Source organism: Mesorhizobium sp. Arg314 (assembly GCF_053714275.1).
On the sequence record NZ_JBSKBP010000015.1, the window covers coordinates 76,014 to 94,981 of the forward strand.

The window sequence follows — 18,968 nt, forward strand, 5'->3', positions numbered from 1 at the left end:
AAATTCATCAACGACCGGTAAACCCTTGGCTGGCAGGATGGCTGATTGAATTCCGCTTGTTTTGCGGAGCGAGGGACCTTTGTCGCGCAGCATCGGGCTTGCCCACATCATCCGTCATGATGACGGCACCTCGACCGGTGTCTGGGGCATCTATACGCTGCAGAGCGCGTTCCAGCCGATCTTCGCCTTCAAGGAAGGCAAGCTTTCGGTTGCGGCTTTCGAGGGGCTGATCCGGCCGTTTCGCGACGGCGAGCCGCAATCGCCGGGGGCATTTTTCGGCACCTGCCCGGCTGGCGACCGGCTGCATATCGAGGCGCTGACGCGCACGCTGCACCTTCTGAACGCCGGCGCCTGCCTGCCGCAAGAGGCATCCGTCTTCGTCAATTTCGACCCGTCGGTCTTCACCGATCGCGGCATCGTCGACAAGGCGCTGCGCGACATGCGGCTGGTGCTGCACGAAGCCGGCATCGATCCTCGCCGCATCGTCTGCGAGGTCACCGAGCAGAAGTCGGCTTCGCAGGAAGCGCTCTACGATTTTGTCGGGGCACTGAGGGCCAATGGCTTCCGTATCGCGGTCGACGACTATGGCGCCGATGAATCCGACATCAATCGGATCAAGGAGCTCAAGCCCGACATCGTCAAATTCGATGCCCATTGGATTACCCATCTGATGGAGTCCGGCGCCGGCTTCGCGTTGCTGACGACGATGGTGCGGAGCTTCGAAAACCAGGGCGTCCGCACCGTCTTCGAAGGTATCGAGGAAGGCTGGCAATTGGAGCTTGCCGAGAAATCCGGGGCCTCCATGGTGCAAGGCTATGTGCTTGCCCGGCCCGAACTTGCCCCCACCAGCTTTCGCGTTTTTGGCAAGGGCGCGCAGCCGCCTTCAGCCGAAGGGAGCAAGACGCCAGTCGCTGCAAGTCCGGCGGTGGCGGCGCCGCACGCGCGGCCGGCAAGAGTGTTCGGGCGCAAGGTCGCGCCATGAGCGAAAGGCGTGAGCGGCGGCGCAATGTCGCCAAGGCGATCTTCGCCGACGAGATCGGCCTCCAATTCGGCATCTATGGCGAGTTCAGGCTGTGGAGCGTCTACCAGCCGATTTTCGCGCCGGAGGGCGAGGCGCTTAGGGCGGTCGCCGTCGAGGGTCTGATCGAGCCGCGCCGCATCGCCGAGCCGGTGGCCCCGTCGATGTTCTTCGACGGCATTCCCGCGTCCGACCGGCTGTTTGTCGAAACGATGTGCCGGATGCTGCATCTCGGCAATTACCGCAACATCGGCGTTGAGGGACTTACGCTGTTCTTCAATTACAACCCGAAGGTCAACGACCATCTCGGGCGGGCGCTTGCCGAAATCCGGCTTATGACCAGGCATCTCGGCGATTTCGAGCTGACGCCGGACCTGCTGGTCTGCGAGATCACTGAACAAGCGGCCGACGACCGGGTTCTTACCAGCCTGGTGCGCGAAATGCGGCGCGATGGCATCCGTATCGCCATCGACGATTTCGGCACGGGACATTCGACCGAGGCGCGCATCAATCTGCTTGCGCCCGACATCGTCAAGATCGACGGCGCCTGGTTTGGAGAGCTCTGCCGGCATGCCGCGGCCGAGCGCTTCTTTCGGCCATTGGTGGCGACGCTGCACGAGCGCGGCGCCAAAGTGCTGGTCGAAGGCATAGAACACGCCCAGCATTTGCGCGTCGCGCTCGAGGGCGGCGTCGACCTTCTGCAGGGTTTCCATCTCGCCCGCCCGGCGCCCGCCGGCACGATCTTCAAGGAAGAACCGCTTTCCGTCGACGCTCTGCTCGACGCCGACAACAAGGTCGTGCCCCTGCATCAGCGTCGTTGATGCTTGACTCAACAAGAGGATCGTCGTCGCTGATGCTTGACCCAAACAGAAGCATCAGCGCCGCTGATGTATGATCTACAAATGAGGCATCAGCGTCATTGATGGTTCTTCTCAAAAACAAATCACTGGATGAAACCCGCCAAGGCGCGTTAGAGGCTTTCTGATCAGACGCGCGAGGTATGTGGCATGATCCTCTACGACATGGCCGACAGCGGCAATTGCTACAAGCCGCGGCTGTTGATGGCCAAGCTCGGCATTCCCTTCACCCGGGTCGAGGTGAGCTCGCACACCGGCGAGACGCGCAGGCCCGATTACGTCGCCAAGAATCCGAATGCGATGGTGCCGATGCTCGAGCTCGACGACGGCAGGCGCATCGCCGAATCCAACGCGATCCTGCTTTACCTCGCCGAAGGCACGCGCTTCCTGCCGGGCGACAAGTATGAACGCGCGCTGGCTTACCAATGGCTGTTCTTCGAACAATACAGCCATGAGCCCTATATCGCGGTGCGCAAGGCGCTTTTGACCTTCCCGGAACGGGCGAAGGACGCTACGCCGGAACGGCTCGCCGTGACGCTGGAGCGCGGCAACAAGGCGCTGGGCGTCATGAACAGGCATCTGGAGCAGAACGAATTCTTCGCCGGCAACGCCTATAGCGTCGCCGACATCGCTTTATACGCCTACACCCACACCGCCGAGATGGGCGGCTTCCAGCTCGACGCCTATCCGGCAGTCGCTGCATGGCTGAAGCGCGTCGAGGCGGACAAGGGGCACGTGCCGATCGAGTGGATGGGGTAATTCCTCACGCGATAGCCGCTTTGCGCCTGACCTGTGGGGCGCGCCAACGAGCCGCTCGGTATGCCTACGGCCGGAAGCAGCTATTTCAAAAGGCGTTCATATTCGGAGTGGGTGCCGATCCAAAACCAGATCATGTCGTCCTGGTCCCGGACTGCAACAGCGCGGTAATTCAGGTCAACACGAGCTGACCAGTAACGTCCAACCCGCTTGAAATGAAGCGAAGGATGAACCGGATCTGCACGCAGCTTTGCGAAGCTGCTGTCGGCCTTCACTCTGATTGCTTTAGGTAGTTTATCGTAGGCGTCCCAAAACGAAGGGGCGGCAAAGTGATTCACAGAGGCCGGGTCCGGCCTGCGCGGTGGTCGGCCAGAGCTTGCTCTGCAAGCTTGTCCAGCCGGCCCGCCTTCGCATCGGCTTCGATTTGCTTATCCCACAAATCAGCCTGCAGAGCCTCGAACCAAGCGGCAAAGGCCTTCAACTCCTCGGGGCTGAGTTCGGCGACGGATTTTTCGATCTGTTCAAGCTTGGTCATGTGCCAATGGTACCACTATTGGGCTAAAATGGTACTACTGGTGGTACCATTGAGCCCAGACGGCAAGTCGCCGGAAATCAGGCAACAAAAAAGGCGGGCAATGCCCGCCTTCCTCTGCCGGTAGCCTGATCGGGAGCGTCTGGTCCGGGCTGGCAGCTATCTGCTGTTCCAGCTTGTCGGGTCTTTTCGCTCCGGCGCGCTTCTCGCGCGACCGTCAGTACATCCGTGACTTGCCGCGCGCCCCGAACCTTCGTCCGGCGCGCGCCTTTACTTAGTCGCATTTTGCGACGCCAAGCGATGCTTGACTGCAAAATGCTTAAGCCAAATCAGGCTGCCTTGCTCAGAGACCCAGCAGCGGACTTGCCGGTGCGGCGGTCCTGCTCGATCTCGAAGTTGATCTTCTGGCCTTCAGCCAAGCTGGTCATGCCAGCGCGCTCAACAGCGGAGATGTGGACGAAAACGTCCGCGCCGCCATTGTCAGGCTGGATGAAGCCGTAGCCCTTGGTGGCGTTAAACCACTTGACCGTACCAGTTGCCATATAGAATGCCCTTCACATTTGCTTTTGTTTGACCGGACCAACGTCCAGCCGGCGGTATCGAAACTTTGGAGATAGACGTCAGCAAACGCGAAGATCGCGGCCCGATCGATCGGCCAAATTCAATGCCGGGGATATAGGATAGTTTGAGCAAGAAAACAAGACGGGTCGCTTGGGCGCTGCCGGCATGCCGTCCGCATCGAAGGGAATGGGAGCGGGGCATGGAAGTTTTGACAGCGGCCGCGCGTTGTGGAGGGATGAGACTTGCCGTTGCAGGGAGAGGAACCATGAAGACCATTGTGCTTGCTGCCTGCTTCCTGCTGGTGGCCGCCGAGGCGGAGGCGGTCTCGCGCTACGATCCGACGCGCATGAGCTGCAACCGGGTGCAGGCGACGATCGGCAGACAGGGCGCCGTCATCCTGCGCTATCAGTCGACGCGCGTCCCGGGGCTGCCGCTCTACGATCGCTACGTGCGCGACGAGCGCTTCTGCAACGCGGGCGAACTGAGGGCGCGCGCTTACGTGCCGAGCGCCGATACCAGATCCTGCATGGTCTATGTCTGCAAGCGTCCGGATTTCGAACGGCGCTTCCGCCGCCGGTTCCTGCAAGACTGATACGGCCTGGATAGAGCGAAGTGCTCTAACTCATTGTTCGACGCAATTCCGAGCCGAAGGCCACGGCGGCATCGCCAGGCCCATGCGCAGCGCATTTCCTGGAATTGCTCTTGTGTCCTCAGAACCCGAATGAGGCCTGCGCGGCCGGCGGCGGGCCGACGCGAACGCCTTCCATGGCCAGCATCTTTTCCTTGGTGGCCGAGCCGCCCGGCGCGGAGAAGCCGCCGATCTTGCCGCCCGCTGCAAGGATGCGATGACACGGAATGACCAGCGGCACCGGGTTGGCGCCAAGCGCCGCACCCGTTTCGCGCGGAAGGCCGGCATGACCGGCGCGCTTAGCGAGTTCGCCATAGGTGGTGATCTCGCCGAAGCCGAGCTTGCGCGCGGCGTCATAGATGGCCAGTCGGAAATCGTCGACGCCGTCGAGATCGACCGGCACGCCGGAGAAGTCGACATCCTCGCCGGCCGCATAGGCTTTGATCGAGGCGATCAGGCCGACCACCCAGGACGGCTGGCCTGTCGAGGCTGAGACGCCGGGGTGGCGAAGCAGCCGGCGCTCGACCGCTTCGCGGCTGCGCTCCGGCAGGCAAAGCCGGATCAGGCCTTTCTCGCTCCAGGCAATGCCCATGAAGCCGATCACTGTTTCTAACACTGCGTGGCCGGCCGTGATCTGGGATGTGGATTTCATGACGTATCCCTTCCGCAAAACAGCGAAAAACGAGTACATATCCAGAACAATATGGCACTTTCGCCCTGTTGTAGCCACCCGAAAACCGCCGGGTGGCCCCGATTGCCGGGTGTGAATCGCTGGTGTAAGGACTCCTTAACACACCGACAAACCGGACCCGCACGGCTTGCCAGCTAAAATCATCATCACCGCGATCGGCGTGCTCGTTGCAGCGGCCGGTCTCAGCGGTTGCACCACGACCTCGCAAATGAAGGCCGCGCCCGCGCTTGCGGAAGCCTCGACGCCAGTCGTCGCGGACGACACGCCGACTCTCGCGCTGCCCGAAACGGTGGCCGTGTTGCCGGAGCCTTCCGGCCTTGCGCAGGTGCAGACCGCGGCGCTGGCTGGCGACGCCGTCGCCATGGCAACCACGCCAGGTGCGCCCGCGACGCAAGGCGCGCTTTTGCCGCCACCTGTCCAGCCTGGCGCACCGCAGTCCGGCGTGACGTTGGCGCAACCCGCGGCCTTCGCCGGAGCGACGCCGGCCGCCGGTCGGTTTCCGCCGCCGCCGGTGCTGACGGCCGGTGGCTCACCGACCGGCCCAGGATCCATCAGCCGAGCGGCGTCCATCAGCCGAGCGGCGGTCTATACGACCGCGGGCGTCGCCATGCCGCTCACCGGCCAGTCGGCGAAAATTGCTCCGATGCCCGGCGTCCAGCAGGTTGCCTATGTGGTGCCGGAAAACCCGGCGCTGCTGGCTGCACCCGGCCAGGCCGAACAGCACGCCAGCGGCCCGCGCGGCGAGATCGAGCGGCTGATCGAGAAATATTCGGCGATCTATGAAGTGCCGGTCGAGCTGGTACGCCATGTCGTCAACCGCGAGAGCACCTTCAACCCGAAAGCCTTCAATCACGGCCATTGGGGGCTGATGCAGATCAAGCATGCGACGGCGCGCGGCATGGGCTATGACGGGCCGGCGACCGGCCTGTTCGACGCCGAGACCAATCTCAAATATGCGGTGAAATATCTGCGCGGCGCCTGGCTGGTTTCAGGCGGCAACGCCAAGCGTGCCGACATGCTCTACCAGACCGGCTATTACTACGACGCCAAGCGCAAGGGCCTGCTCGAGGCGACGGGACTTGGCGTCGACCGCAAGCGGCACCGCTTGCCGCCGGACGCCTGAGCCGACGGCGCAGTCCCACGCGGCGTTTCGAGACAGCGCCATGCATGAAAACACGACGCCCCGACCGTCGGCTCCCAGCGACATCCGCATGCGCAAGGTCCTCGACGATACGTTGGCCGCGCCGCATTGGCCGGAGGGCTTCATCATGCGCGCGTTCGAACACCGTGATGCGCAGGCTCTGCACGCGCTTTTGGAAGAGGTGTTCGACGACGGCGCCGACGGGCCGTTCGACGATTGGTGGCCGCGCATTGCCGGCGATGCCGAGTTCGATCCCGCTCTCTGTTTCCTGGCGATCGACGGCAAGGGCCTGCTGGCGGGCGCAGCGCTTTGCTGGACGTCCGGTTTCGTCAAGGACCTCGCCGTCCATCCGGAGGCCAGAAGGCAGGGCCTCGGCGAGGCGCTGATGCGGCGCGTGTTCCTGACTTTCCGCGAGCGCGGGGCGGACCGTGTCGATCTCAAGACCAACACAGTGAAGAACACCGCGGCCTTCAGGCTCTACGAGCGGCTCGGCATGACCCCGGTCGACTGGGAAGGCTGAGGCCTGCGGGGTGCCGCAAACACCTGCCCGCCGGCATTGTGAACTCCTTCACATAGGCTGACGTTAGGACATGCTAATGCGTCGTCGTGCCGGGCGGCCGATCGGCGGATCGACGCTGGCAAGGCGTCGGAGGAGGCTGTGCCGGCATGCGTCAGCCACTCCCAGGCGGGCTCCGGGGCGGGGGTTTCGGAGCCCGTCCGCTTTCGCGCGAAGTGAGGTGGACGGAACGGGCCAGCGACGCGGTCGGGCCGACCGAGATCGGCTTTAACGAGCGCCGGCCTGGTCGGCGCGCCCAAGCGGGGGAACTCTAAGCGGCGTCGCGCATTCAACGCGGGGGCCTTGATGAGCCGCGACCTACGTCGCGGGTCGCGCAGGAGGTCCGCAACCCCGTGAAACTTGCTTCTGCATTCCTGGCCGCCGGCATCGCGCTGGGCGTTGTTCAAGCGCGAGCCGTGGAACTGTCGATCGTGTCGGGCGATACGGGCAACGGCATCAAGGTGCTGCGCGAGATACTCGATCGTTACGAGAAGAAGAGCGGCAACAAGGTCGACATCGTCGTCATCCCGCCTTCGACCACCGACCAGTTCGGGCAATACCGGCTTTGGCTTGCCGCCGGCAGCAGCGATATCGACGTCTATCAGACCGACGTCATCTGGGCGCCGCAACTTGCCAGCCAACTCGTCGACCTGACGGCGGCGACCAGGGATGTCGTGGCCGAGCATTTTCCGTCGATCATCCAATCGCAGACGGTCAACGGCAGGCTGGTCGCCCTGCCGATCTTCACCGACGCGCCGGCGCTCTACTACCGCAAAGACCTGCTCGACAAATACGGCGCCAAGGTGCCGACCACCTGGAAGAAGCTGCAGGACACCGCCAGGCTGGTGGTGGACAAGGAGCGGGCGGCCGGCAACAAGGACATCTGGGGCTTCGTCTTCCAGGGCAATGCCTATGAGGGGCTGACCTGCAACGCGCTCGAATGGGTGATGTCGAATGGCGGCGGCGGGATCATCGAGCCGGACGGCGCGATCTCCATCAATAACCCACAAGCGGCGGCCGCGCTCGACATGGTCAAGGGCTGGATCGGCACGATAGCGCCGCCGGGCGTGCTCGCCTATCAGGAGGAAGAAGCGCGGGGCGTCTGGCAGACCGGCAATGCGGTCTTCATGCGCAATTGGCCCTATGCCTATGCGCTCGGCAACAGCGAGAATTCACCGATCAAGGGCAAGTTCGACGTGGCGCCGCTGCCGGCAGGCACCGGCGACGGCGGGCGGCCGGTCGCGACGCTCGGCGGCTGGAACCTAGCCGTCTCCAAATATTCCAAACACCCGGACGCGGCGATCGAGCTGGTCAAGTTCATCGCGTCGCGCGAGATGCAGAAATACCGGACACTGAAAACCTCCAACCTGCCGACCATCGCGGCACTTTATGACGACCCCGACATCGCCAGGCAGCAGCCGATCGTGCCGCGCTGGAAGCAGATATTTCTCAACGCGCAGCCGCGACCCTCGGCAACCGCCAGGATCAAATACAACGAGGCGTCCAGCCAGTTCTGGACGGCCGTGCACAACACGATCTCCGGCCAAGGCGCTGCCGCCGACAATCTGGCCGATCTCGAGGCGAGGCTCACCAAGCTCAAGGGCAAGGGCTGGTGACCGCGGCAAGGCGGTCGCCGCTGATGCGCCGGCGCGTGCGCACGGCGTGGCTGTTTCTGGCGCCGATGCTCTTCGTGCTCGCCGCCGTCGCCGGCTGGCCGTTCCTGCGCACGGTCTATTACAGCTTCACCGACGCTTCGCTGGCCGATCTCGACGCAAGGCAATGGGTGGGCTTCGACAACTACTTCTCGGTGCTGCGCCTGCCGAGCGGCCGGGTTCTCTATGACGGGTTGCTCGTCGATCCGGTCTGGTGGCGCGCGGTGTGGAACACGGTGCGTTTCGCGGTGGTGTCGGTGGCCTGCGAGACGGTGCTGGGCATGGTCGTAGCCCTGGCGCTCAACGCCGAATTCAAGGGACGCGGCATCGTGCGGGCGGCGATCCTCATCCCCTGGGCGATCCCGACCATCGTCTCGGCCAAGATGTGGCAGTGGATGCTCAACGACCAGTTCGGCATCATCAATGCCGTGCTTCTCGATTTCGGCCTGATCCACGCCAAGATCGCCTGGACGGCCAGCGCCGACACCGCGATGATCGCCGTGCTGATCGTCGATATCTGGAAGACGACGCCGTTCATGGCGCTGCTGATCCTGGCGGCACTGCAGATGCTGCCGCGCGAGGTCATCGAAGTGGCGAGGCTCGACGGTGCGAGTCCGTGGCAAATATTCTGGCGGGTGACGCTGCCGCTGATCCGGCCGGCGGTGATGGTGGCGGTGATCTTTCGGGCGCTCGACGCGCTGCGCATCTTCGACCTGATCTACGTGCTGACGCCCAACAACGTCCAGACCAAGTCGATGTCCATCTTCTCGCGCGAGAACCTGTTCGAGTTCGACAAGTTCGCCTATGGCTCGGCCGCCTCGACGCTGCTTTTCCTGATCATCGGGCTGCTCACCATCGCCTATATCCGGATCGGCCGGCTGAGCCTGGACGGAGGCCGCTGACATGAGGATGCTGAAGCGCGCCGCCTTCTATCTCCTGCTTCTGGCGATCGTCTTCGTCGCGGTCTTTCCGTTCTACTACGCTGTCGTCACCAGCCTGAAATCGGGAACCGAGCTGTTCCAGGCCGGCCTCTGGCCGCGATCGTTCAGCCTTGCCAATTACCGCAACGTGCTGAGCGAAGGCCCCTTCCTGCGCAATCTCATAAACTCGCTCATCGTCTCCGGCGCGGTCGTTGCGGTCTCGCTGCTGCTCGGCGTCACCGCGGCCTATGCGCTGGCGCGCATCCGTTTCCGCGGGCGCTCGGCGCTGATGCTCGCCGTCCTGTCGGTCTCGATGTTTCCGCAGGTCGCAGCACTTGCCGGGCTGTTCGAGATCATCCGGGCGCTGCATCTCTACAATTCGCTGTTGGCGCTCATCCTGTCCTACATGATCTTCACGCTGCCGTTCACCGTCTGGGTGCTCACCACTTTCGTGCGCGACCTGCCGGTCGAGATCGAGGAGGCGGCGATCCTCGACGGCGCCGGGCCATGGACGATCCTCACGCGCATCTTCCTGCCGCTGATGTGGCCGGCGCTGGCCACCACGGGGCTGCTCGCCTTCATCAGTGCCTGGAACGAGTTCCTGTTTGCGCTCACCTTCACCTCCACCAACACCCAGCGCACCGTGCCGGTGGCGATCGCGCTGCTCTCCGGCAACTCGCAGTTCGAGATCCCCTGGGGCAACATCATGGCCGCATCGGTGATCGTCACCGTGCCGCTGGTGGTGCTGGTGCTGGTCTTCCAGCGCCGCATCGTCTCCGGCCTGACCGCCGGCGGGGTGAAGGGCTAGTCGCCTCAGGAACAAACCTCGCGCTTCATGTCGGACCCAATGCAGGCGGCACGTCCTTGGATCGTAGAGCAACCCGCGCCGGGACGCCGGCGCGAAGGAGAAGATCATGATCACCTTTCCCAATGAATCCGCCAGATATCGCACCGCGCGCGAAAAACTGCTGCGCAAGGAAGTCGAGCTGCGCCGCGCCATGGAGGCGGTGGCTGAAGCGAGACGTGCCTTGCCGCCGGGCGGGCTGGTGCCGCAGGACTATGTGTTCGACGCCCTCGACGGCGAGGGCAGGCCGTCGAAGTTGAAACTGTCGGAACTGTTCGCGCCGGGCAAGGACTCGCTGATCCTCTACCAGATGATGTTCCCGCGCCATCCGCAGGAGACGCGCGATGTGGCGGCGAGCGGCGAGACGGCGAGGCTTGCCCGGCAGGACCAGCCCTGTCCTTCCTGCACCGCGCTGCTCGACCAGTTCGACGGCGCGGTCGGCCATCTCGAAGCCGCGGGCTTCAACTTCGCCGTGGTGGCGAAGACCGCGCTCGGCAATCTGACGGCGCTTGGCCGTGACCGCGGCTGGAAAAACATGCGGCTCGTCTCGTCGGCCGGCAACGCTTTCAAGCGCGACTATAATTCCGAAACGGCCGAGGGCGCGCAGATACCGCTGCTTTCGGTGTTTCATCGCGATTCCGATGGCATCCGGCATTTCTGGTCGTCGGAGCTTGACTTTGCGCCCGCCGAGCCGGGGCAGGATCCGCGTGCGATCGGCACCTGCGAGATCCTGTGGAACCTGATGGATTTCACGCCGGAGGGTCGGCCGGACTGGGACGAGCAGCTGCAATATGCCGGGCAGGCGGCCGCCGCGCACTGCCATTGACGGCGATGCGGGCGTTCAGCCCCGCGCCTTTTTGAGGCAACCCCGACGCCAATGCCGCGTTGGGGATGGCAGAGGGGCTGTTTCGGATCGGAGATTGAGATGAAAACGCTGCTGCCCCTGGTCGCCGTCGCGCTCTTTGCCGTCGCGCCGGCCGCGCTCGCCCAATCGGACGACACCAATACAGACGCGGTTGGGCCGATGGTGACCGCGAATAAGGTCGACACGCAGACCTTCGTCACGGCGGTGCCCAACGCCAATGGATTCGAGATCCAGTCGAGCAAGCTGGCTGAGCAGAAGTCGGCGTCGGCCGACGTCAAGGCTTTTGCGGCTGAGATGATCAAGGATCACACCAAGGTTGCTGAGGATTTCAAGGCGGCGCTCAGCCAGGGCCAGACCACCGCGTCGATCAAGCCCGCCGGGCCCGCTCTGCAGCCCAAGGAGCAGCAGATGCTGGACGAATTGAAGGCTGCCACCGGCAAGGAATTCGACGCCAAATACATCAAGATGCAGACCGACGCGCACAGGCAAGCCGTCGCGCTATTCAGCACCTATGCCAATTCGGGCGACGATCCGGCGATGAAGGAATTCGCCAAGAAGACGCTGCCGGTGCTGAAGATGCACGAGAAGCATGTGAAGGAACTGGCGGTGGCGCATCAGGGGTGAGGGCTTCAGTCCCCATCAAATATGGCGCTTCGTCACAAGCGCCCAGCCAGCCGTCCGGGTGCCCCGACCAGCCTCACTTTGCCGATCGGCGGCGCTGCCCCTCATTGCCCTCCCTGCCGGGCAATTCTCCCCGTATAGTGACGTATAGTGACGGGGAGAAAGGGGCTCGCGCCCACGTCGTCGCCAAGTCACCAGCGTTACAGCAAGAGCGCCGGCGTGGGGCGGTCAGCCCCTTCTCTCCGTTCAACGGGGAGAAGGTGCCCGAAGGGCGGATGAGGGGCAGCGCTGACCTCTGCCAGACTGGCCGAAACAGTTGCGAAGTTCTTCCGCAAGCCAGACTATCCGCCCAAACCGAAGGAGGCCGCCCCATGCCCAAAATCGACCTGCCATCCGTCCCCATCCGCCAAGGCTCCGGCTACCCTTCCCCCTTCGACATTCCTTGCGCCGATCGCACCCGCCGCCGCCTCGGCGATGCCGGCGGCCTGAAGGATTTCGGCGTCAACCTGATGATGCTGCCGCCCGGCGGCTGGTCGAGCCAGCGGCACTGGCACAGCGATGAGGACGAGCTCGTCTATGTGCTGGAGGGCGAACTGACGCTGGTCGAGGACGGCGGCGAGACGCTGCTCAGGGCGGGCGACGTAGCCACCTTCGCCAAGAACAGCGGCAACGGCCATCACATGATCAACCGCTCGTCGGTGACGGCGCGCTACCTGGAAGTCGGCTCGCGCAACCCGCACGATGTCATCACCTGCTCCGACATCGACATGATGAGCCCAAGTTCGGACGGGCGGTTCCTACACAAGGATGGGACGCCGTATCCGGGGCAGGGGTGAGACAAGCTCCCCCTTCTCCCCCTGTGGGAGAAGGTGGCCGAGCAAAGCTCGGTCGGATGAGGGGTGCTCCAGCGGAGTGAGACGCTTGTGCTCCAGCGGAGTGAGACGTTGGCGTTCCCTGGAACACCCCTCATCCGTCTCGGCGCTGCGCGCCGATCCACCTTCTCCCACAAGGGGAGAAGGGGAAGTCGCCGCTGGCGTTCCATCGCCGCCACGATAAGCTCCCCCGCAAATCAGGAAGGACCACCATGGAAGTCGTCGAAGTACCCGTGATGTCGGCGAAGGTGCGCGCGCTCGGGCTGCCGTGCTCGACGGCGGTGCGGGCCAACGGCTTCGTGTTCATCTCGGCGACGCCGCCGGTGGACATGGTGACCGGCGAGATGGTGCGCGGCGACATCGAGACCCAGACCGAGGCGTCGCTGAAGGCACTGAAACACTGCCTGGAAGCGGCTGGCAGCTCGCTGGACAAGGTGGTGATGGTGCGCATCTATGCCGTCAACTCCGGCTTCTACAACGTCATCAACCGGGTCTATGCCAAGTATTTTGCGATCAACCCACCGGCGCGCAGTTTCGTGCCGGTGGCGTCATGGCCGATGGAGTTCGATACTGAGATTGAGTGCGTGGCGGTGGCGTGAGGTGGGCGCACAAAGGCTATGCTCTATAACGCCATCCAGCGAACCGCTCAGGGTACTTCCTGTCACTCGCCGAGCAAAACGCTAAAGAACGCTTGATTTCTTTTCTTGGCGTTCTCTATGAGGGTTTCGTAGCCTATTGCCTGTATAAAAATTTCCTCATGATCTCTAAATCGAAAGAACACCTTTGGATTCCAGTCATTCTTGAAGTCGTGCTTGCGGAGCAAGCTGACCATAGTTGGGGTATGATCGGCTACGATGAACGCAAAACGCCGAACTACACCCGTAAAGGCTATGTGGCCACCATCTGTCTTGGTGATGCCTCCCCTCTCGGTTGCTTGATCCAGCGTATTAATTACCTGTAGAACGGGATCAAGCTTCTCATTGCCGAATCGATAGTCGTCTCGGCTCGGTTTCTTGAACTCCACAATATTTATCGTGGTCCCGTCATTGTCACCCAGAATGATGCTATCGTCAAAGAACACCAAATCTGCGACCTTGTCGCCTGATCTCCTGCCGCGGCCGTGTAAGGTCCGGTCGCTTGATACATACGGCAAAAATGCTAGCGCATCGTCTATGAGCCACAAATTGTGAGAGAAATATTCGTTATTAACACTGTCAGAAAACCTTCTAAAGACGAGTTCATGTATAACGTCCTCGGGTTCTCTTTTGCCGTCTTCTCTAAACTTCCGTGCTGCCTCCAATAGCTCAATGATATTTTTTCTGTGTATTACGTACTCTGCTAAAGCCTCTTTTTTGGCCGCGTCAATCTTTTTGACTATATCCGACAGTTTTTCGCTATAATTCTCTGGGTCACCGGCAGCTATGGTGATGGCCTTCGAAAGATCGCCAGAGGCGCGAAAGCGCTCGATAGCCAGATCTGAGACAAATTCCTCGGCTGACCAATTGTTCGGTTTTGCGGCAACATATTCGCTGACCGTCTTGCCCCGCAGCCCGAGCCGGAGGATGGGGTTCTCCCGAAGCGCATCACCCAAATCGCTAGATTGCTCGTCTTTGATTTTTTCGATTTGACCGACTTCTACTTTTTCAATTACCTCACTCACAGCGGAAACGATATTCTCGATCGACTTGGGTGGAATATTGATTCCAGTTCTAGCGTCATTGAGCCGCGTTTCAAATGCCGGGCCTCTAACAACAGCAATTACAATATATTTCTCCCCTTTTTCGTCGACAAAGAATGGCTGACCGAGCTTGTTCGTTAGATCGCGTGGTTTTCCGACAATTCGATCTGCGGCGGAAAGTAACAGGCAATGGCTGCTGAACGTGCGTGTCTTAGGAATTCGGGTTACCGAATAATCTAATTTCTCGATTGCGCCATCGATTTCACACTCTATCTGGCCAGAATCTGACTGCACAAAGACATTTTGGAAATGCTCCCTTATGTCCTGCGGGGGCTTGTCGTCAAACTGTATGGTAATTTTCGGAAGCCACTTATACAGGAAGTACGGGAGAAAGTGGCTTCCGATTTCGTCGGCGACGTGATCGGGCCGTAATCCTCGTATCAAATCGTGCCAATTGGTGAGAGGCTGGCGGTACTCTACTTGCAATCCTGAACCAGAAAACTCCGGTTCAGCCTCGTAGAATATGATTTCTTCGTCGTTTGAGAGATCAAACTTGAACGATCTTTTCTTTTCGACGGCAAAGAACTTATATCGACTTTTATAAGAAACATATGAATATATTTTAAAAGCTATAAATCGTCCGAACCCCCTACCATTTTCCTTAAGTTTGTAACCAGAGAACGGGGTTCTAAACGACTTATAGTTTTCGTCCGTTAGTCCTATTCCGTTGTCTGATATTGTCACTCGAAATCTATATGGGTCTGCCGAGTGTGAAAAGTTGACCTGGACCAGGCCCTGCTCAGCGGCTCGGCCTTTGAATTTTGCTTCAATGCCGTGCATCCCATTCGAGATGGCTTCCAAAACTGGGAGCAGAAAGCTGTGTAGATCGTAGCCGAGGTAAGTTCTCGATAAAACCGCCTGCATATCAGGCTTGAGAAGCTCGTCCGAAACGTTCTCAACCATCGCAAACTTCTCCCCCGGTAGTGAAACAATCCCAGCAGGAAGATGTTGCATTACCTTAAGCAGTATTACAAGATCGACGCGGACCGTTCTTTCGGAGCATTCCGGTGAGTTAGCGCGATTGTTGTCCCTTCAACTTCCAATTGCTCGCTTGGCGAGACTGGGACTACGCCGGTGAGACAGCGCGCGCCCCTTGGCCTGCAGACCATCTCCCTCACCAAGGAGGAAGATCAGCCAATCGCCTACCCAAAATACTCCTGCAGCGGCCGCACTTCCAAATTCCCCGCCCTCAACGCCGCAATCGCCTCGGCCACTGCCGCCGCACCCGACAGCGTCGTATAATACGGCACCTTCTGCATCAGCGTTGCGCGGCGCAGCGACTTCGAGTCCGACACCGCCTTCTGGCCGTCGGTGGTGTTGAAGACGATCTGGACCTGGCGGTTGCGGATGGCGTCTTCGATGTGGGGGCGGCCTTCGAGCACTTTGTTGATCTTTTCGGCCACCACGCCGTTCTCGGCGAGGAAGCGGGCGGTGCCGGAGGTGGCCAGCACCTTGAAGCCCTGGCCGGCGAGGCGTTTTACCGCCGGCAGGATGCCTTTCTTGTCCTCGTCGCGGACCGAGACGAACAGCGTGCCGGAGCGGGGGAGATCGACACCCGCGCCCAGCTGGCTCTTGGCGAAGGCGAGGGCAAAATCGCGGTCGAGGCCCATGACCTCGCCGGTCGAGCGCATTTCCGGCCCGAGCAGGATGTCGACGCCGGGGAAGCGGGCGAAGGGGAAGACGGCTTCCTTGACGGCGATGTGGCCGGGCCGCCTAGGATCGGGCATCGCGCCGTAATGGGCGAAGGCGTTTTCCAGCGTCTCGCCGGCCATGATGCGGGCGGCGATCTTGGCGATCGGGCGGCCGATGGTCTTGGCGACGAAGGGCACGGTGCGCGAGGCGCGGGGGTTGACCTCCAGCACATAGACCGTGCCGTCCTGGATCGCGTATTGCACGTTCATCAGGCCGCCGACATTGAGCGCGCGGGCAAGCGCCGCGGTCTGGCGCTCCAGCTCGTCGACGAGGTCCGACGGCAGCGAGTGCACCGGCAGCGAGCAGGCACTATCGCCCGAGTGGATGCCGGCCTCCTCGATATGCTCCAGGATGCCGGAAACGAATGTATCCTTGCCATCGCAGAGGCAGTCGACATCGACCTCGATGGCGCCGGAGAGATAGGTGTCGAACAGCAGCGGGTTCTTGCCGAGCAGCGTGTTGATCTGGCCGGTCTTGTCGTTGGGGTATTTCTGCTTGATGTCCTCCGGCACCAGGCCGGGCACGGTGTCGAGCAGGTAGGTCTGCAGCATGCCCTCGTCATGGATGATCTGCATGGCGCGGCCGCCGAGCACATAGGACGGGCGCACGACCAGCGGGAAGCCGAGCTCGCCGGCGACGAGGCGTGCCTGCTCGACCGAATAGGCGATGCCGTTCTTCGGCTGGCTGAGGTTGAGCTTGTGCAGAAGCTTCTGGAAGCGGTCGCGGTCCTCGGCGAGGTCGATCATGTCGGGCGAGGTGCCGAGGATCGGGATGCCGGCCTTCTCCAGCGCGTCGGCCAGCTTCAGCGGCGTCTGGCCGCCGAACTGGACGATGACGCCGACGAGCTCGCCCGAAGCCTGCTCGGCGCGCAGGATCTCCAGCACGTCCTCCGCCGTCAGCGGATCGAAATAGAGGCGGTCGGAGGTGTCGTAGTCGGTCGACACCGTCTCCGGGTTGCAGTTGATCATGATCGCTTCATAGCCGGCGTCGCGCAGCGCAAACGCCGCATGGCAGCAGCAATAGTCGAACTCGATGCCCTGGCCGATGCGGTTCGGACCACCGCCGAGGATGACGACCTTTTTCCGCGCCGACACGCGCGCCTCGTTGGCGAGCTGGCCGACGAAGGGAACCTCATAGGTCGAGTACATGTAGGCGGTCGGCGAAGCGAATTCGGCCGCGCAGGTGTCGATGCGCTTGTAGACCGGACGAACGTCGAGCTTTTCGCGGACCTTCTGGACCACTTCCGCGTCGGTCTTCGTCAACGACCCGAGGCGGGCGTCGGAAAAACCCATCGCCTTCAGCATGCGCAGATTGACGGCATCTTGCGGCAGGCCGTGCTCGCGGATGCGTTCCTCCATGGCGATGATGCCGGCAATCTGCTCGAGGAACCACGGGTCGATCTTGCACATGGCGTGCACGTCTTCGAGCGAAGTGCCCATGCGGATCGCCTGCGCCACCATGCGCAGCCGGTCCGGCGTCGGCGTGCCGAGCGCGGCTCGGATGGCGTTGCGGTCGTCGGCGTGGCTGGCGGGCGCGCTCCCGTGGCCAAGGCCGGGGATCTCGATCTCGTCCAATCCGGTCAGGCCGGTTTCCAGTCCGCGCAGCGCCTTCTGCAGCGATTCCTGGAAGGTGCGGCCGATGGCCATCACTTCGCCAACCGACTTCATGGCGGTGGTCAGCACCGGCTCGGCGCCGGGGAATTTCTCGAAGGCAAAGCGCGGGATCTTGGTGACGACGTAGTCGATGGTCGGCTCGAACGAGGCGGGCGTCGCGCCGCCGGTGATGTCGTTCTCCAGTTCGTCCAGCCTGTAGCCGACGGCAAGCTTGGCCGCGACCTTGGCGATCGGGAAGCCGGTGGCCTTGGAGGCAAGTGCTGACGAGCGCGACACGCGCGGGTTCATCTCGATGACCACCAGGCGGCCGTCGGCCGGGTTGACGGCAAACTGCACGTTGGAGCCGCCTGTCTCGACGCCGATCTCGCGCAGCACCGCGATCGAGGCGTTGCGCATCATCTGGTATTCCTTGTCGGTCAAGGTCAGCGCCGGCGCGACGGTGATCGAGTCGCCGGTGTGCACGCCCATCGGATCGAGGTTCTCGATCGAGCAGATGATGATGCAATTGTCCGCCTTGTCGCGGACGACCTCCATCTCATACTCCTTCCAGCCGAGCACGCTTTCCTCGATCAGCACCTCGGTGGTGGGCGAGGCGTCGAGGCCGGACTGGACGATGTCGTAGAATTCGGCGCGGTTGTAGGCGATGCCGCCGCCGGTGCCGCCCATGGTGAAGGAGGGGCGGATGATGGCCGGCAGGCCGACATGGTCGAGCGCCTGCGCGGCGATCGCCATGCCATGGCTGATATAGCGCTGCTTGCGGTCGCCTTCGCCGAGGTTCCAGCGCGTTTCCAGCGCATCGAGCGCGGCGTCGAGGTTTTCCGGGTTCTCGGCCTTCAGCGCGGCGCGCTCGGCCTCATGCGTCTTGCGGTCGGCGTTCTTGACGTCGGTGGCGTTGGCCAGCATCGAGCGCGGCGTTTCGAGCCCGATCTTGCTCATCGCCTCGCGGAACAGCGCGCGGTCCTCGGCCTTGTCGATGGCATGCGCGTCGGCGCCGATCATCTCGACATTGTAACGCTCGAGCACGCCCATGCGGCGCAGCGAGAGAGCGGTGTTGAGCGCCGTCTGGCCACCCATGGTCGGCAGCAGCGCGTCCGGGCGCTCCTTGGCGATGATCTTGGCCACCACTTCCGGCGTGATCGGCTCGATATAGGTGGCGTCGGCCAGCTCCGGATCGGTCATGATGGTGGCCGGGTTGGAGTTGACCAGGATAACGCGGAAACCCTCTTCCTTCAGCGCCTTGCAGGCCTGGGTGCCGGAATAGTCGAACTCGCAAGCCTGACCGATGACGATGGGGCCGGCCCCGATGATCAGGATCGACTTGATGTCGGTGCGTCTTGGCATGTTCGAAAAATCCGTTCGACGAGCGGCTTGCACGAAAAACCGGGACGGGAGGACCCGGCCGGTTGTGCTT

The 18,968-nt window shown here is 62.2% G+C and carries 19 protein-coding genes; 13 read left to right on the plus strand and 6 right to left on the minus strand.

Annotated features, from left to right (window positions below; genetic code table 11):
- The first annotated feature begins 79 nt into the window (after positions 1-79).
- The 3 genes from ACWGS9_RS17985 to ACWGS9_RS17995 all read left to right on the plus strand — a co-directional run bounded on the left by ACWGS9_RS17985 (position 80) and on the right by ACWGS9_RS17995 (position 2,634).
- Positions 80-982 carry an EAL domain-containing protein gene (locus ACWGS9_RS17985; RefSeq protein WP_454506509.1) on the plus strand — a complete coding sequence of 301 codons (903 nt, stop codon included), beginning with the start codon at positions 80-82 and terminating at the stop codon, positions 980-982.
- Positions 979-1,839: an EAL domain-containing protein gene (locus ACWGS9_RS17990; RefSeq protein ID WP_454506510.1), complete on the plus strand. Its 861-nt coding sequence runs from the start codon at positions 979-981 to the stop codon at positions 1,837-1,839. Before ACWGS9_RS17985 ends, ACWGS9_RS17990 begins: the two co-directional genes overlap by 4 nt.
- Before the next feature lie 186 nt (positions 1,840-2,025).
- The gene (locus ACWGS9_RS17995; protein WP_454506511.1) at positions 2,026-2,634 is read left to right on the plus strand and encodes a glutathione S-transferase family protein; all 609 of its coding nucleotides are present in this window, start codon (positions 2,026-2,028) and stop codon (positions 2,632-2,634) included.
- A gap of 80 nt (positions 2,635-2,714) precedes the next feature.
- Here the strand turns inward: ACWGS9_RS17995 and ACWGS9_RS18000 are convergent, their stop codons facing one another.
- The 3 genes from ACWGS9_RS18000 to ACWGS9_RS18010 form a co-directional block, all read right to left on the minus strand.
- Positions 2,715-2,969, minus strand: coding sequence for a type II toxin-antitoxin system RelE family toxin (locus ACWGS9_RS18000; RefSeq protein ID WP_454506512.1), 255 nt, complete (start codon positions 2,967-2,969; stop codon positions 2,715-2,717).
- Entirely contained in the window at positions 2,966-3,166 is a 201-nt protein-coding gene (locus ACWGS9_RS18005) for a hypothetical protein (protein ID WP_127306009.1), read from the minus strand. The genes ACWGS9_RS18000 and ACWGS9_RS18005 overlap by 4 nt, the downstream gene beginning before the upstream one ends.
- Positions 3,167-3,492: 326 nt before the next feature.
- Positions 3,493-3,705 carry a cold-shock protein gene (locus ACWGS9_RS18010; protein ID WP_027168154.1) on the minus strand — a complete coding sequence of 71 codons (213 nt, stop codon included), beginning with the start codon at positions 3,703-3,705 and terminating at the stop codon, positions 3,493-3,495.
- A 284-nt stretch (positions 3,706-3,989) separates the two neighbouring features.
- On the opposite strand from ACWGS9_RS18010, the gene ACWGS9_RS18015 reads away from it, so the two are divergent.
- Complete coding sequence (locus ACWGS9_RS18015; protein ID WP_454506513.1) at positions 3,990-4,316, plus strand: hypothetical protein; 327 nt, start codon at positions 3,990-3,992, stop codon at positions 4,314-4,316.
- Between the two features lie 118 nt (positions 4,317-4,434).
- Here ACWGS9_RS18015 and ACWGS9_RS18020 read toward each other — a convergent pair whose 3' ends face one another.
- Positions 4,435-5,004 (minus strand): methylated-DNA--[protein]-cysteine S-methyltransferase, encoded by a 570-nt coding sequence (locus ACWGS9_RS18020; protein ID WP_454506514.1) that lies wholly within the window; start codon positions 5,002-5,004, stop codon positions 4,435-4,437.
- Positions 5,005-5,170: 166 nt separating this feature from the next.
- Here ACWGS9_RS18020 and ACWGS9_RS18025 point away from each other — a divergent pair, with 166 nt between their 5' ends.
- The 9 genes from ACWGS9_RS18025 to ACWGS9_RS18065 all read left to right on the plus strand — a co-directional run bounded on the left by ACWGS9_RS18025 (position 5,171) and on the right by ACWGS9_RS18065 (position 13,113).
- Positions 5,171-6,166 (plus strand): transglycosylase SLT domain-containing protein, encoded by a 996-nt coding sequence (locus tag ACWGS9_RS18025; protein WP_454506515.1) that lies wholly within the window; start codon positions 5,171-5,173, stop codon positions 6,164-6,166.
- Positions 6,167-6,206: 40 nt separating this feature from the next.
- On the plus strand, positions 6,207-6,704 hold the full coding sequence (locus ACWGS9_RS18030; RefSeq protein ID WP_454506516.1) for a GNAT family N-acetyltransferase: 498 nt from the start codon (positions 6,207-6,209) through the stop codon (positions 6,702-6,704).
- A gap of 389 nt (positions 6,705-7,093) precedes the next feature.
- Positions 7,094-8,356 (plus strand): ABC transporter substrate-binding protein, encoded by a 1,263-nt coding sequence (locus ACWGS9_RS18035; protein WP_454506517.1) that lies wholly within the window; start codon positions 7,094-7,096, stop codon positions 8,354-8,356.
- A 23-nt stretch (positions 8,357-8,379) separates the two neighbouring features.
- Entirely contained in the window at positions 8,380-9,294 is a 915-nt protein-coding gene (locus ACWGS9_RS18040) for a carbohydrate ABC transporter permease (protein WP_454506607.1), read from the plus strand.
- 1 nt (position 9,295) lies between these two features.
- Positions 9,296-10,120: a carbohydrate ABC transporter permease gene (locus ACWGS9_RS18045; protein WP_454506518.1), complete on the plus strand. Its 825-nt coding sequence runs from the start codon at positions 9,296-9,298 to the stop codon at positions 10,118-10,120.
- 106 nt (positions 10,121-10,226) lie between these two features.
- Positions 10,227-10,982: a DUF899 family protein gene (locus ACWGS9_RS18050; protein WP_454506519.1), complete on the plus strand. Its 756-nt coding sequence runs from the start codon at positions 10,227-10,229 to the stop codon at positions 10,980-10,982.
- A gap of 99 nt (positions 10,983-11,081) precedes the next feature.
- Positions 11,082-11,645 (plus strand): DUF4142 domain-containing protein, encoded by a 564-nt coding sequence (locus tag ACWGS9_RS18055; RefSeq protein WP_454506520.1) that lies wholly within the window; start codon positions 11,082-11,084, stop codon positions 11,643-11,645.
- A gap of 368 nt (positions 11,646-12,013) precedes the next feature.
- Entirely contained in the window at positions 12,014-12,478 is a 465-nt protein-coding gene (locus ACWGS9_RS18060; RefSeq protein WP_454506521.1) for a cupin domain-containing protein, read from the plus strand.
- 248 nt (positions 12,479-12,726) lie between these two features.
- On the plus strand, positions 12,727-13,113 hold the full coding sequence (locus ACWGS9_RS18065) for a Rid family hydrolase (protein ID WP_454506522.1): 387 nt from the start codon (positions 12,727-12,729) through the stop codon (positions 13,111-13,113).
- 62 nt (positions 13,114-13,175) lie between these two features.
- Here the strand turns inward: ACWGS9_RS18065 and ACWGS9_RS18070 are convergent, their stop codons facing one another.
- Together ACWGS9_RS18070 and carB are read right to left on the minus strand one after the other, a co-directional pair.
- Positions 13,176-15,155, minus strand: coding sequence for a hypothetical protein (locus ACWGS9_RS18070; RefSeq protein WP_454506523.1), 1,980 nt, complete (start codon positions 15,153-15,155; stop codon positions 13,176-13,178).
- 239 nt (positions 15,156-15,394) lie between these two features.
- Entirely contained in the window at positions 15,395-18,898 is a 3,504-nt protein-coding gene (gene carB, locus ACWGS9_RS18075; RefSeq protein WP_454506524.1) for a carbamoyl-phosphate synthase large subunit, read from the minus strand.
- Positions 18,899-18,968: the final 70 nt, after the last annotated feature.

Bases quoted from the DNA above. Each gene is read 5' to 3' on its own strand.
- ACWGS9_RS17990 (WP_454506510.1), top strand. From the start codon at position 979: ATGAGCGAAAGGCGTGAGCGGCGGCGCAATGTCGCCAAGGCGATCTTC.
- ACWGS9_RS17995 (WP_454506511.1), top strand. From the start codon at position 2,026: ATGATCCTCTACGACATGGCCGACAGCGGCAATTGCTACAAGCCGCGG.
- ACWGS9_RS18005 (WP_127306009.1), bottom strand. From the start codon at position 3,166: ATGACCAAGCTTGAACAGATCGAAAAATCCGTCGCCGAACTCAGCCCC.
- ACWGS9_RS18010 (WP_027168154.1), bottom strand. From the start codon at position 3,705: ATGGCAACTGGTACGGTCAAGTGGTTTAACGCCACCAAGGGCTACGGC.
- ACWGS9_RS18015 (WP_454506513.1), top strand. From the start codon at position 3,990: ATGAAGACCATTGTGCTTGCTGCCTGCTTCCTGCTGGTGGCCGCCGAG.
- ACWGS9_RS18020 (WP_454506514.1), bottom strand. From the start codon at position 5,004: ATGAAATCCACATCCCAGATCACGGCCGGCCACGCAGTGTTAGAAACA.
- ACWGS9_RS18030 (WP_454506516.1), top strand. From the start codon at position 6,207: ATGCATGAAAACACGACGCCCCGACCGTCGGCTCCCAGCGACATCCGC.
- ACWGS9_RS18040 (WP_454506607.1), top strand. From the start codon at position 8,380: ATGCGCCGGCGCGTGCGCACGGCGTGGCTGTTTCTGGCGCCGATGCTC.
- ACWGS9_RS18045 (WP_454506518.1), top strand. From the start codon at position 9,296: ATGAGGATGCTGAAGCGCGCCGCCTTCTATCTCCTGCTTCTGGCGATC.
- ACWGS9_RS18050 (WP_454506519.1), top strand. From the start codon at position 10,227: ATGATCACCTTTCCCAATGAATCCGCCAGATATCGCACCGCGCGCGAA.
- ACWGS9_RS18055 (WP_454506520.1), top strand. From the start codon at position 11,082: ATGAAAACGCTGCTGCCCCTGGTCGCCGTCGCGCTCTTTGCCGTCGCG.
- ACWGS9_RS18060 (WP_454506521.1), top strand. From the start codon at position 12,014: ATGCCCAAAATCGACCTGCCATCCGTCCCCATCCGCCAAGGCTCCGGC.
- ACWGS9_RS18065 (WP_454506522.1), top strand. From the start codon at position 12,727: ATGGAAGTCGTCGAAGTACCCGTGATGTCGGCGAAGGTGCGCGCGCTC.
- ACWGS9_RS18070 (WP_454506523.1), bottom strand. From the start codon at position 15,155: ATGGTTGAGAACGTTTCGGACGAGCTTCTCAAGCCTGATATGCAGGCG.
- carB (WP_454506524.1), bottom strand. From the start codon at position 18,898: ATGCCAAGACGCACCGACATCAAGTCGATCCTGATCATCGGGGCCGGC.